Source organism: Pseudomonas caspiana (assembly GCF_002158995.1).
Taxonomy (GTDB): domain Bacteria; phylum Pseudomonadota; class Gammaproteobacteria; order Pseudomonadales; family Pseudomonadaceae; genus Aquipseudomonas; species Aquipseudomonas caspiana.
In genome coordinates, this window is record NZ_LOHF01000003.1 from 386,639 (window position 1) to 399,612 (window position 12,974).

Annotated in this window: 13 protein-coding genes and 1 pseudogene; 7 read left to right on the top strand and 7 right to left on the bottom strand. The window is 56.7% G+C overall.

Going from position 1 to position 12,974, the window contains the following annotated elements; all coding sequences use genetic code 11:
• Positions 1–11 precede the first annotated feature (11 nt).
• From nuoI to nuoN, 6 genes are read left to right on the top strand one after another with little or no spacing between them, the layout of a single operon-like run.
• Complete coding sequence (gene nuoI, locus AUC60_RS06545; protein ID WP_017123831.1) at positions 12–560, top strand: NADH-quinone oxidoreductase subunit NuoI; 549 nt, start codon at positions 12–14, stop codon at positions 558–560.
• A 10-nt stretch (positions 561–570) separates the two neighbouring features.
• On the top strand, positions 571–1,080 hold the full coding sequence (nuoJ, locus tag AUC60_RS06550) for an NADH-quinone oxidoreductase subunit J (RefSeq protein ID WP_087265264.1): 510 nt from the start codon (positions 571–573) through the stop codon (positions 1,078–1,080).
• On the top strand, positions 1,077–1,385 hold the full coding sequence (nuoK, locus tag AUC60_RS06555) for an NADH-quinone oxidoreductase subunit NuoK (RefSeq protein ID WP_087265265.1): 309 nt from the start codon (positions 1,077–1,079) through the stop codon (positions 1,383–1,385). Before nuoJ ends, nuoK begins: the two co-directional genes overlap by 4 nt.
• Positions 1,382–3,235 carry an NADH-quinone oxidoreductase subunit L gene (gene nuoL / locus AUC60_RS06560; RefSeq protein WP_087265266.1) on the top strand — a complete coding sequence of 618 codons (1,854 nt, stop codon included), beginning with the start codon at positions 1,382–1,384 and terminating at the stop codon, positions 3,233–3,235. The genes nuoK and nuoL overlap by 4 nt, the downstream gene beginning before the upstream one ends.
• A gap of 39 nt (positions 3,236–3,274) precedes the next feature.
• On the top strand, positions 3,275–4,807 hold the full coding sequence (gene nuoM, locus AUC60_RS06565; protein WP_087265267.1) for an NADH-quinone oxidoreductase subunit M: 1,533 nt from the start codon (positions 3,275–3,277) through the stop codon (positions 4,805–4,807).
• Positions 4,808–4,814: 7 nt separating this feature from the next.
• Positions 4,815–6,278 (top strand): NADH-quinone oxidoreductase subunit NuoN, encoded by a 1,464-nt coding sequence (gene nuoN, locus AUC60_RS06570; RefSeq protein WP_087265268.1) that lies wholly within the window; start codon positions 4,815–4,817, stop codon positions 6,276–6,278.
• 77 nt (positions 6,279–6,355) lie between these two features.
• Here nuoN and AUC60_RS06575 read toward each other — a convergent pair whose 3' ends face one another.
• From AUC60_RS06575 to AUC60_RS06600, 7 genes and pseudogenes are all read right to left on the bottom strand, one after another.
• Positions 6,356–7,420: an AI-2E family transporter gene (locus AUC60_RS06575; RefSeq protein ID WP_087265269.1), complete on the bottom strand. Its 1,065-nt coding sequence runs from the start codon at positions 7,418–7,420 to the stop codon at positions 6,356–6,358.
• A gap of 296 nt (positions 7,421–7,716) precedes the next feature.
• The gene (locus AUC60_RS28445) at positions 7,717–8,538 is read right to left on the bottom strand and encodes a methyl-accepting chemotaxis protein (RefSeq protein ID WP_405623128.1); all 822 of its coding nucleotides are present in this window, start codon (positions 8,536–8,538) and stop codon (positions 7,717–7,719) included.
• A 36-nt stretch (positions 8,539–8,574) separates the two neighbouring features.
• A pseudogene (locus AUC60_RS28450) lies at positions 8,575–9,396 on the bottom strand (cache domain-containing protein); the annotation flags it as partial.
• Positions 9,397–9,549: 153 nt separating this feature from the next.
• Positions 9,550–10,887, bottom strand: a complete 1,338-nt coding sequence (locus AUC60_RS06585; RefSeq protein WP_087265271.1) for a sensor histidine kinase — start codon at positions 10,885–10,887, stop codon at positions 9,550–9,552.
• Positions 10,884–11,555 carry a response regulator transcription factor gene (locus AUC60_RS06590; RefSeq protein WP_087265272.1) on the bottom strand — a complete coding sequence of 224 codons (672 nt, stop codon included), beginning with the start codon at positions 11,553–11,555 and terminating at the stop codon, positions 10,884–10,886. The genes AUC60_RS06585 and AUC60_RS06590 overlap by 4 nt, the downstream gene beginning before the upstream one ends.
• Positions 11,555–11,860, bottom strand: a complete 306-nt coding sequence (locus AUC60_RS06595; RefSeq protein WP_087265273.1) for a PepSY domain-containing protein — start codon at positions 11,858–11,860, stop codon at positions 11,555–11,557. The genes AUC60_RS06590 and AUC60_RS06595 overlap by 1 nt, the downstream gene beginning before the upstream one ends.
• Positions 11,860–12,168 (bottom strand): PepSY domain-containing protein, encoded by a 309-nt coding sequence (locus AUC60_RS06600; RefSeq protein WP_087265274.1) that lies wholly within the window; start codon positions 12,166–12,168, stop codon positions 11,860–11,862. Before AUC60_RS06600 ends, AUC60_RS06595 begins: the two co-directional genes overlap by 1 nt.
• Positions 12,169–12,366: 198 nt before the next feature.
• Between AUC60_RS06600 and queD the strand changes: the two genes are divergently transcribed.
• Entirely contained in the window at positions 12,367–12,723 is a 357-nt protein-coding gene (queD, locus tag AUC60_RS06605) for a 6-carboxytetrahydropterin synthase QueD (protein WP_080238016.1), read from the top strand.
• The last annotated feature ends 251 nt before the right edge of the window (positions 12,724–12,974 follow it).

Sequence of the window (12,974 nt, forward strand, 5' to 3'; positions counted from 1 at the left end):
GGATTTGACCCATGTTCAAATATATTGGCGACATCGTTAAGGGTACTGGTACCCAATTGCGAAGCCTAGTGATGGTATTCGGTCACGGCTTCCGCAAACGCGACACCCTGCAGTACCCGGAAGAAGCGGTGTACCTGCCGCCGCGCTATCGCGGTCGTATCGTGCTGACCCGCGACCCTGATGGTGAAGAGCGTTGCGTAGCCTGCAACCTGTGCGCCGTGGCCTGCCCGGTCGGCTGCATCTCGCTGCAGAAAGCCGAAACCGATGACGGCCGTTGGTATCCAGAGTTCTTCCGCATCAACTTCTCGCGTTGCATTTTTTGCGGCCTGTGCGAAGAAGCCTGCCCGACCACCGCGATCCAGTTGACACCGGATTTCGAAATGGCCGAGTTCAAGCGTCAGGACCTGGTTTACGAGAAAGAAGATCTGTTGATCTCCGGCCCCGGCAAGAACCCTGACTACAACTTCTATCGCGTCGCCGGTATGGCCGTCGCTGGCAAGCCCAAGGGCTCTGCACAGAACGAAGCCGAGCCGATCAACGTCAAGAGCTTGCTGCCTTAAGGAAGTAAAGATGGAATTCGCTTTCTATTTCGCATCCGGCATCGCTGTAGTGTCCACCCTGCGGGTGATCACCAACACGAACCCGGTGCACGCCCTGCTCTACCTGATCATTTCGCTGATCGCTGTGGCGATGACGTTCTTTAGCCTTGGCGCTCCATTCGCAGGGGTACTGGAAGTTATCGCTTACGCTGGCGCGATCATGGTCCTGTTCGTTTTCGTGGTGATGATGCTCAACCTTGGCCCGGCCTCGGTTCAGCAGGAACGCACCTGGCTGAAACCCGGTATATGGGTCGGCCCGGTGATTCTCGGTGCACTGCTGTTGGCTGAACTGCTGTATGTGCTGTTCGCCAATCAGACAGGCGCCGCTATCGGCCACACCACCGTCGACGCCAAGGCAGTCGGCATCAGCCTCTTCGGGCCTTACCTGCTGGTCGTCGAGCTGGCCTCGATGCTTCTGCTTGCAGCAGCAGTGACGGCATTCCATCTGGGCCGCAACGAAGCGAAGGAGCCAAGCCAATGAATGCTATCCCTCTGGAGCACGGTCTGGCGGTTGCCGGAGTCCTGTTCGTTCTCGGCCTCGTAGGTCTGATGGTGCGCCGTAACATTCTTTTTGTGTTGATGAGCCTGGAGATCATGATGAACGCATCGGCTCTGGCGTTCGTCGTTGCCGGTAGCCGCTGGGCTCAGCCGGATGGACAGGTCATGTTCATTCTGGTGATCACCCTGGCTGCTGCCGAGGCCAGTATTGGCCTGGCGATCCTGATGCAGCTGTATCGCCGCTTCCACACGCTCGATATCGACGCTGCCAGTGAGATGCGCGGATGAACCTACTCTTTCTGACTTTCGTATTTCCCCTGATCGGTTTTCTGCTGCTGTCGTTCTCTCGTGGACGCATCTCGGAAAATCTCGCGGCACTGATCGGCGTTGGCTCTATCGGCCTATCGGCCATTGTCACCGCCTGGGTCATCTGGCAATTCAACGTCGCACCGCCTGAAGGGGGTCATTACACCCAGGTGTTGTGGCGCTGGATGGCCGTGGACGGTTTCGAGCCTAACTTCGCACTGTATCTGGACGGCCTGTCCGTAACGATGCTGGGCGTGGTGGTTGGCGTCGGCTTCCTGATCCACCTGTTCGCTTCCTGGTACATGCGTGGCGAAGCCGGTTACTCGCGCTTCTTCGCGTACACCAACCTGTTTATCGCCAGCATGCTGTTCCTGGTACTCGGCGATAACCTGTTGTTCCTGTACTTCGGTTGGGAAGGCGTAGGCCTGTGCAGCTATCTGTTGATCGGTTTCTACTACAGCAACCGCAACAACGGTAACGCCGCACTCAAAGCCTTTATCGTGACCCGTATCGGCGACGTGTTCATGGCCATCGGCCTGTTCATCCTGTTCCAGCAACTGGGTACGCTGAATGTTCAGGAATTGCTGGTGCGTGCCCCTGAGCACTTCAAGGTCGGTGACTTCTGGATTGTGCTGGCTACGCTGCTGCTGCTCGGTGGTGCTGTCGGTAAATCCGCGCAACTGCCGCTGCAAACCTGGCTGGCCGATGCGATGGCGGGTCCGACGCCGGTTTCGGCACTGATCCACGCCGCAACCATGGTAACCGCAGGTGTTTACCTGATTGCCCGTACCCACGGCCTGTTTGCCCTGGCGCCGGACATCCTGCATCTGGTAGGCATCGTCGGCGGCGTGACACTGGTTCTGGCCGGTTTCGCGGCACTGGTGCAAACCGACATCAAACGTATCCTCGCCTACTCGACCATGAGCCAGATCGGTTACATGTTCCTGGCGCTGGGCGTCGGTGCCTGGGAAGGCGCGATCTTCCACTTGATGACTCACGCCTTCTTCAAAGCGCTGCTGTTCCTTGCATCCGGTGCGGTGATCGTTGCCTGCCACCACGAGCAGAACATTTTCAAGATGGGCGGCCTCTGGAAGAAACTGCCTCTGGCCTATGCCAGCTTCATTGTCGGCGGCGCAGCACTTGCGGCCTTGCCATTGCTGACGGCGGGCTTCTACTCCAAGGACGAAATCCTCTGGGAGGCGTTCGCCAGCGGCAATCAAGGTCTGCTGTACGCAGGTCTGGTCGGCGCGTTCATGACTTCGCTATACACCTTCCGCTTGATCTTCATCACCTTCCACGGTGAAGCCAAGACTGAAGCCCACGCAGGTCACGGTATCGCCCACTGGCTGCCATTGAGTGTGCTGATCGTGCTGTCGACCTTCATCGGCGCGCTGATCACTCCGCCACTGGCGGGTGTGCTGCCGCAAAGCGTCGGCCACGCCGGTGGCGATGCCAAGCACAGTCTGGAAATCGCCTCGGGTGCTATCGCTCTGGCCGGTATCCTGCTGGCTGCCTTGCTGTTCCTCGGCAAGCGCCGCTTCGTCACCTCCATCGCCAACAGTGCACCGGGTCGTTTCCTGTCGGCCTGGTGGTTCGCGGCGTGGGGCTTCGATTGGGTGTACGACAAGCTGTTCGTCAAGCCGTATCTGGCTATCTGCCAGTTGCTGCGTAGCGACCCGCTGGACCACACCATTGGTTTGATCCCACGTCTGGTCAAGGCAGGTCATGGCAGCATGACCCGTACCGAAACCGGTCAACTGCGCTGGTATGCCGCTTCGATCGCTGTAGGTGCCGTGCTGGTACTCGGCGCCGTCGTTGTGGTTGCGGTCTGACATGAACCTTGCGAATTTGCGAAAGGAATTGAGCCCGTCATGATTCTGCCTTGGCTAATCCTGATCCCCTTTATCGGTGGCCTGCTGTGCTGGCAAGGTGAGCGCTTCGGCCCTACCCTGCCACGCTGGATCGCGCTGCTGACCATGTCCCTCGAACTGGCCCTGGGCCTCTGGTTGTGGAGTACTGGCAACTACAGTTACGCACCAGCGCCCGGCGTCGACCCAACCTGGGCTATCGAATTCAAGCACATGTGGATCGCCCGCTTCGGCATCAGCGTCCACCTGGCCCTCGATGGTCTTTCGTTGCTGATGATCCTGCTGACCGGCCTGCTCGGTGTGCTGTCGGTGTTGTGTTCGTGGAAAGAGATCCAGCGTAACGTTGGTTTCTTCCATCTCAACCTGATGTGGATCCTCGGTGGCGTGATTGGCGTGTTCCTGGCCATCGACCTGTTCATGTTCTTCTTCTTCTGGGAAATGATGCTGGTGCCGATGTATTTCCTCATCGCGCTCTGGGGTCACAGCTCGGCAGACGGCAAGAAGACACGAATCTATGCCGCGACCAAGTTCTTCATCTTCACTCAGGCCAGCGGTCTGATCATGTTGGTGGCGATCCTCGGTCTGGTACTGGTCAACTTCAATCAGACCGGAGTGATCACATTCGATTACGCCACACTGTTGAAGACGCAACTGGCACCGGGCACCGAATACATCCTGATGCTGGGCTTCTTCATTGCCTTTGCGGTGAAGCTGCCAGTGGTGCCATTCCACTCCTGGCTGCCGGATGCTCACGCCCAGGCGCCAACAGCGGGCTCGGTTGACCTTGCGGGTATTCTGCTGAAAACCGCTGCTTACGGTCTGCTGCGTTTTGCTCTGCCGCTGTTTCCGAACGCTTCGGCCGAGTTCGCGCCTATCGCCATGGTTCTGGGCCTGATCGGTATTTTCTACGGTGCCTTCCTGGCGTTCGCGCAGACCGACATCAAGCGTCTGATCGCCTTCTCCAGCGTCTCGCACATGGGCTTCGTGCTGATCGGTATCTACTCCGGCAGCCAGCAAGCGCTGCAAGGCGTCGTGATTCAAATGATTGCTCACGGTCTGTCGGCTGCTGCGCTGTTTATCCTCAGCGGTCAGTTGTACGAGCGTCTGCATACGCGTGACATGCGTGAAATGGGTGGTTTGTGGTCGCGTATCGCCTACCTGCCAGCGATCAGCCTGTTCTTCGCGGCGGCCTCGCTGGGTCTGCCGGGTACCGGTAACTTTGTAGGTGAGTTCCTGATCCTGCTGGGCAGCTTTGTCAGCGCGCCATGGATCACTGCAATCGCCACGTCCGGTCTGGTGTTTGGCTCTGTCTACTCGCTGATCATGATCCACCGCGCCTACTTCGGCCCGTCCAAATCCGACGAGCCGCTCAAGGGCATGGATGGACGAGAAATGATTATGGTGCTCGGCCTGGCCGTGTTGTTGGTACTGGTCGGGGTTTACCCGCAACCATTCCTCGATACGTCCGCAGCGACCATGCACGGCGTGCAGCAATGGCTCGGCACTGCCTTCACTCAACTCGCTTCGGCCCGGTAAGAGCGCTATGGACCTGACGATTCAACACTTTATTGCGCTTGCCCCACTGCTGATTACCAGCCTCACCATTGTTGTGGTGATGTTGGCAATCGCATGGCGCCGCAATCACTCGCAAACCTTCCTGCTCAGCGTGGCGGGGCTTAACCTCGCCCTGCTGTCGATCTACCCGGCATTGAAAGTCGCTCCTCTGGTAGTGACTCCACTGTTGCAGATCGACAGCTTCGCTTGCCTTTACATGGCGCTGATCCTGGCGTCGACTCTGGCTTGTGTAACCATGGCTCACGCCTATCTCGGCGATGGCAAGGCGGGCTACCCCGGCAATCGTGAAGAACTTTACTTGTTGATCCTGCTGGCGGCAGCTGGCGGTCTGGTACTGGTCAGCGCTCAGCACCTGGCAGGCCTGTTCATCGGTCTGGAGCTGCTGTCGGTGCCGGTCTATGGTCTGGTTGCCTATGCGTTCTTCAACAAGCGCTCGCTGGAAGCCGGTATCAAGTACATGGTGCTGTCGGCAGCCGGTTCGGCGTTCCTGCTGTTCGGTATGGCGCTGCTGTATGCCGAAGCGGGCTCGCTCAGCTTCGATGGTATTGGCAAGGCACTGGCTGCAAGCGGTCTGCCAAGCCCGATTGCCAGCCTGGGTCTGGGCATGATGCTGGTAGGTCTGGCGTTCAAACTGTCGCTGGTGCCTTTCCACCTGTGGACTCCGGACGTTTACGAGGGCGCCCCTGCCCCGGTAGCGGCTTTTCTGGCCACCGCCAGCAAGGTTGCGGTGTTCGCGGTGCTGGTGCGGCTGTTCCAGATTTCCCCGGCTGCCAGCAGCGGTGTACTGCATGACGTACTGGCGGTCATCGCCGTCGCGTCGATCCTCGTTGGCAACCTGCTGGCACTGATGCAGAACAACTTGAAGCGTCTGCTGGGTTACTCGTCCATCGCGCACTTCGGCTACCTGATGATCGCCCTGGTGGCGAGCGAAGGCATGGCCGTTGAAGCTATCGGCGTGTATCTGGTCACCTATGTACTGACCAGCCTGGGCAGCTTCGGTGTGATCACCATGATGTCGTCGCCGTACAGCGGCCGTGATACCGATGCGATGTTCGAGTACCGCGGCCTGTTCTGGCGTCGTCCGTACCTGACAGCTGTGATGACCCTGATGATGCTGTCTTTGGCGGGCATCCCGCTCACCGCTGGCTTCATCGGCAAGTTCTACATCATCGCGACCGGTGTCGAGTCGAAGCTGTGGTGGTTGATTGGTGCGTTGATCATCGGTAGCGCTATCGGTGTGTTCTATTACCTGCGCGTGATGGTGACCCTGTACCTGGTGGACTCCAAGCTGCCACGCCACGACGCGGCCTTCAACTGGGCGCAACGTACTGGTGGCGTGATGCTGTTGGCCATCGCCATTCTGACTTTCGTACTGGGTGTCTATCCGCAGCCTCTGCTGGATCTGGTCCAGCATGCAGGTCTGATGGGCTGATCTCTCAAGGATCAGACACGACGAGACGCATAAAAAAACCTGCTCGATTGAGCAGGTTTTTTTTCGCCTGGAGAATCTCAACCCGGCAAACGTACCGTCTTCTTGGCACTGACGAACAAGCCCCAGGTGGACATGAACAGCGCAGCAACCATCGGCCCGATCACGAAACCGTTCAGGCCGAATACCGACATGCCGCCCAGGGTCGAGATCAAAATCAGGTAGTCAGGCATTTTGGTATCTTTGCCGACCAGAATAGGTCGCAGCACGTTGTCGACCAGCCCAATCACGAACACGCCGAACAGCGCTAGCACTACGCCCTGCCAGATCATCCCGCTCAACAGGAAGTAAACCGCGACTGGTGCCCAGACAATCCCCGCCCCTACCGCTGGCAGCAGCGACAGAAACGCCATGATGACCGCCCATAGCAGAGCGCTGGGAATGTCGAGACACCAGAAGATGAAGCCACCGAGAGCACCTTGGGTGATCGCGACGACAACGTTGCCTTTGACGGTGGCACGCACGACACGAGTGAACTTCAGTTGCAGGCGACGCTTCTGGGGTTCAGCCAGAGGCACAGCAATACGCATCTTGCGCACCAGTTCCTGACCATCACGCAGGAAGAAGAACAGCAGGTACAACATGATGAAAAAACCCACGACGAAGTCGAAGGTGCCCTGACCGAAGCTGAATGCCTGCGTTGCCAGGTACTGACTTCCCTGCATCGCGCCTTTGGCGATCTTGTCGCGCAGACCATCGAGATCGCCCATCCCCAGTCTGTCCAGCCAGCCCTGAACGTAATGCGGCAACAAGCCTTTAAACTCGGCCAGATAGCTGGCGATATCGAGCTGCCCGCTTTCGACGTTCTTGTAGAGCGTGGCACCTTCCTGAACCAGCAAGGCGCTGATGACAATGACCGGTAGAATCGCGATCACCAGACAGATCATCAAGGTGCAAAGCGACGTCAGATTTCGCTGCCAGCCAAATTTCAGCAGCAAGCGACGCTGTACCGGCGCAAAGATGATGCCGAGAATCACCGCCCAGAACACCGCGCCGTAGAACGGCAACAGGATCCATATGAACGCGATGGTCACCAACACCAACAGCAGGATCAGGGTTTTGTATTGCAGCGTAGTTTCGTTCATGTCCTTTCCATGTCAGTAGGCAAGCAACTCGCTTGACCTGATCCTTAGTCAGCCAATCAACGGACGAGTGCCATCATTCTGCTTGTCAGGCAAATGAAGGCTCTGGAAAGGGAAGTACAGCAGAAAATGCGTCTGGCCGTAGGGTTGCAGGAAACTGCACAGTGTCGATGACACAGCAGCTTCTCACAGCAAACATTGGAAAACCTGTAGGAGCTGCCGAAGGCTGCGATCGCGGTGTATCAGGATAAATGCATCGCAGCCTTCGGCAGCTCCTACAGGTCAATCCCTCACATGAGTTAAACCCGGAACTGCCCAACCAATGCACCGAGGCGCTGGCCGAGATCATTCAAGCTCCGGGTGGTCTGTGCGCTCTGGCGGGTTTCATCGGCGACCGTATCTACAGCAGAAGCAATCTGATGCACGCTGCGGTTGATCTCCTCAGCAACAGCCGTTTGTTCTTCTGCGGCGCTGGCGATCTGCGCGTTCATGGTATTGATGGTCGTGATCAGCTCGCCAATGGCATCCAGTGAAGAACCTGCCTGATTGGCCTGTTCAGAAGTACCATCGCCCGCCTCGCTGGAGCGACGCATGGCATCCACTGCAGTCTGGGTACCTTTTTGCAGGCGGTCGATCATGCCTTGAATTTCCTGGGTACTCTGTTGGGTCCGACTGGCCAGCGCACGCACCTCATCGGCCACTACCGCAAACCCACGACCGGCCTCTCCTGCACGCGCAGCTTCGATAGCAGCGTTGAGCGCCAACAGGTTGGTTTGTTCAGCAATGGAGCGAATCACCCCCAGCACACTGACAATTGAGGATACGTCCTGCTGCAGGCTATCCAGAGACGCCCCACTGTTACGGATGTCATCCACCAGCGCGTGGATCTGCTTGATACTGCCGTCAACGACGCGCTTGGCCGACTGGCCCTCTTCGTCCGTCCTCTGTGCAGCGACCGAAGCACCTTGAGCACTCTTCGCCACTTCCTGAGCAGCGGCGGACATCTCGTTGATGGCGGTAGCCACCTGATCCGTCTCGTGACGCTGACGCTCCATAGCTTGCTCGGAGCGTTGCGCCTGACTTGAGACTTCGCCGACCAGGCCGGTCAGTTGCCCGGTCATACCCGATATCTGGGTGACCAGGCTATGGATCTTGTCGACAAAACGGTTGAACGATATGGCCAGATCACCCAACTCATCCTGACTGGTCACAGCCAGGCGACGGGTCAAATCACCTTCACCGGCGGCAATATCATCAAGGTTGTCTTTCATCAGGCGTAACGGACGAAGCAACGTACCGGCCAGCACTACGCCAATGATACTGATCAATATCAACACCAGAAGCGCGACACCAATGATGCTGAGCAGCATTTCTTCCAGGCGGGCCTCGACACTTTGCTGGAGCGCAGCGACCTGCGCGTCAATGCCGTCAATATTCACCGCTGTACCAAACGCCAGGTCCCATTTGGGCAGGTATTCGGTGTAGCCCAGTTTAGGAACCAACTCGGTCTTGCCCGGCAGCGTCGAGGAGTAAAGCAGGAAGTGAGTACCGGCCTTGGCAACAGCAACCAGTTCGGTATTGACCATCACTCCGTTCGGGTCTTTGGCATCCTTGAAGCTTTTGCCTACGCCGTCGGGATTGGTGGAGCGAAACAGACGAATAACCTGGGAGTCGTAGCCGAAGAAATAGCCGTCTTTGCCAAAGCTGATGCTGGAGAGCAGCTTTATGACTTGGGCACGAGGCGCATCATCGCCGGGAGCCGCGGCGTCGTATATCGGCTTAATGGTCGTCAGGGCAATGGACACCTGATCTTTAAGCGTGGTCTTGGCTTCTTGCAAGAGACGCTCGCGCGTCTCGCTGACCTCTCGTTTGGCCTGCTCGCGCAGCATGATTACGGTGGTCACGCTAATGATAAGCGCGAATATCAGCACCGGCAGAATCGCCAGTGAGAGTACTTTGGCTTTCAGGCTAATGCGCATAGAACCCCAGGGTATCGAATTGTTGTTTTTGAATTCCGATCTTGGCTCTATAACGGCAATTTGGCTGAAAAGTTGAGTAAGGGATGTTGCGAGCGTCCCGAGCGCTTGCAAGTAAAGCCGGACACGAATAAGAAATGCGTAAACAAAAGCGGCTTAGTTGATAGTCTGCTCACTTACTGATCGGTCAGGCAGGTCGATACATACTCTAAGCCCACCTGAGTGGCTAGCCTCCAATTGCAGGTTGCCGCCCCACGCCTGGACAATATCTCGCACAATGCCGAGACCCAATCCGTGGCCGGTAATTTGTTCATCAAGACGCGCGCCACGACCGAACACTTCTTCGCGTCTGGCTTCCGGAATACCGGGCCCATCGTCTTCTACAACAATACAGAACCGGGTCTCTTGCCGATTCATAATCAGCAGTACTTCGCTGTCTGCCCATTTGCATGCGTTATCCAGCAAGTTGCCCAGCAGCTCCAGAATATCTTCACGATCCCAAGGGAGAGACAAACCCGGCTGGACCTGCATCTCAAGATTTAGATGCCCACCGTGGATCATCCGCAACGTGGCAAACAATCCAGTCAACTCGGCATCGCAGTCGAAATGCGCACCGGGCAACGCGTCACCCGACAGTCGCGCGCGATTGAGTTCACGCGTCAGACGTTGCTGGATCTGTTCCAGTTGCTCGCGAAGAATATTTCGCAACGCGGGATGAGCATCAAACTGGGGGCCGGCGATAGCACTGAAGAGAACCGCCAGTGGCGTTTTCAGCGCGTGCCCGAGGTTGCCTAGCGCGTTACGCGAGCGCCTCAGGCTGTCCTCGGTATGCTCCAGCAGATGGTTGATCTGCGAAACAAGAGGCTCCAGCTCTACCGGCACTTGTTCATCGAGCTGGGAACGCTTCCCTTGCTGGAGCTGGACCAGCTGTTCCCGGGCACGGTCCAATGGTCGCAGCGCACGACGCACCGTCACTCTCTGCAGAGCCAGGATAAGTAAAAGAGCCGCGAGTCCCAGGCCGAGACCAATTTGTTGAACGCGAAGAAAACTTGCTCTGACGGGGGTGTAGTCCTGCGCAACCGTTATCGAGATGTCCTGACCAAACTTTCGGTAATCCGCCTTTAGCAGTAGCAAGGACTGTCCTGTCTGGCCCAGCTCATAGCTGGCGTGTAACCCGCCCGAACCGGGATCGGGAATTTCCAGATCCCACAGTGATCTGGAGCGCCAATGCCCTTCAGGAAAATCAATGCGGAAGTAGTGCCCGGAGTAAGGCCGCTGGTAGGCCGGCGACAAACGATGCTCATCCAGTTGCAAACCATTCTGCCCGCGAACCAGCGCGATCAGCAGGCTTTCACTTTCGTTGCGCAGCCCTGCTTCCAGATAACGCTGTAAACCCAGCTCAAACAGCCACAGGCTGGTTTGGGCCAGGACCACGCATACCAGAACCATGACGCTGATGAGCCCCAGGCTCAGGCGCCGCTGTATAGATCTCAAGCAGCGGGCTCCCCGCCAAAGCGATAACCCTGACCGCGCCGGGTTTCGACAACAGTTTTACCCAGCTTGCGCCTGAGGTGATTCACGTGCACTTCAATGACGTTGGAATCCCGCTCATTTTCTCCGTCGTATAGGTGCTCAGCCAAATGGCTCTTTGAAAGAATTTGTTCAGGATGCAGCATGAAATATCGCAACAGCCTGAATTCTGCGGAGGTGAGCTGAATATCAACACCATTCTGAGTGACGCATTGACGCCCCTCATCCAGATGCAAACCTGCAGACTCAAGACGTGGCTGGTTAGCGAGCCCCTTGGAGCGGCGCAGTAGCGCCTGAATGCGCAGTTGCAATTCCTCAGGGTGAAAAGGCTTGGTCAGGTAGTCGTCAGCGCCGGCCTTGAGTCCTTCGATGCGCTCGGACCACGAACCTCGCGCGGTCAGTACAAGGACCGGCGTTGCCAAGCCCCCGGCGCGCCATTGCTCCAATACTTGCAATCCAGGAAGGCCCGGCAAGCCCAAGTCGAGAATTATCAAGTCATAAGGCTCGGTAACGCCTTGGTGTACCGCATCACGCCCGTCTGCAAGCCAGTCGACTGCATAGCCCTGCCTGCCAAGACCGGCAAGTAATTCATCCGCCAGCGGGACATGGTCCTCTACCAATAGCAGGCGCATCAGTCTTCCTCATCCTTCAATAATCGACTGTCCCGAGCGTCATACTTCAACTCTCGAACGACACCCTCCGGGGTCAAAATCTCAAACTCATAAACGTACACACCATGCTTCTCCTCAAGTTCTGCCTCGAGTAGCCTGGCACCCGGATGTCGAGCCAATGCCATCTCCATCAATTGCTCAAGGGGAAGAATAGTGCCTGACTGGCGCAAGCTCAGCGCTTCATCCTGATCAAGGTCTCTCGCCTGCACAGTGACGCATACCAACACAAGGCATAGAAGAGTGCCACGACGCTTACGTAACTTCATTATCGGTCCTGATGGTTCTTGAGAACCTTACCAGTTGCCGCATCGATATCCACGTCCCATTCAATATCGTGAGTATCCGTAAGCTCAACCTGGTAAATATGTTTGCCGTACCTTTCATCAAGCTCGGTATCGTTGATGGTTGCACCGGGGTGTATCGCCAAGGCGATGGCATCAAGCCGCTCTGAACTTTGAATAATGCCTGCGGCGCGCAATGTAGCAGCTTCGTCGAGGGAAATGTCGCGAGCGCTGACTACGCCACTGGTGAGCAATAGAAGAGCAGAGGCAGCAAGCGCAGTCAGAGTGTTCACTATCAATCTCCGTTGAGAGTTTTTATTTCCTACAGACCGAGGATAAACAACCGAACTTAACTCAAGCTGAATTAGTCTGGCTAGATGCCATCAGTGCATACGAACTACCTGGTTTTAGCGCCAAGCACAAACCAATGCTGATAAACTCTCGGCCTGCATGCGTCGCTGCGACGATCGCCATTTTTAGAGTTGAAGATTGTGGAAATTTTTAAAGAATTTACGTTCGAGTCAGCCCACTTCCTACCTCATGTTCCTGAGGGACATAAATGCGGACGCCTGCATGGCCACTCCTTCCGCATCGCCATCCATCTCGAAGGTGAGGTCGATCCACATATCGGCTGGATCCGTGACTTCTCTGAAATCAAAGCGATCTTCAAGCCGCTCTATGAACGCCTTGATCACCACTATTTGAATGACATTCCGGGACTCGAAAACCCAACCAGCGAAAACCTGGCGAAATGGATCTTTGCTGAGCTCAAGCCGCTACTGCCAGAGTTGTCAGCTATTCGCATTCATGAGACTTGCACCAGTGGTTGTATCTATCGCGGTGAATAGTCGCTGATACTGAAAAAAAGCCCTCCTTGTTCGCAAGGGGGGCTTTTTTGTGGCTGGTGGAATCTGCGCTGTATAGCTACACACTGAAAGCTGAGGGACCGGATTTATCCGGGAAGGTGTATCGGCCGATAGACATGCGGCGTTGGTACCGGCCTCTTCGCGAATAAATTCGCTCCCCCTGAATCGCGGAGAACTTGTAGGAGCTGCCGAAGGCTGCGAAACGGTGTATGCGCCGGAACGCGTGAGCCTAC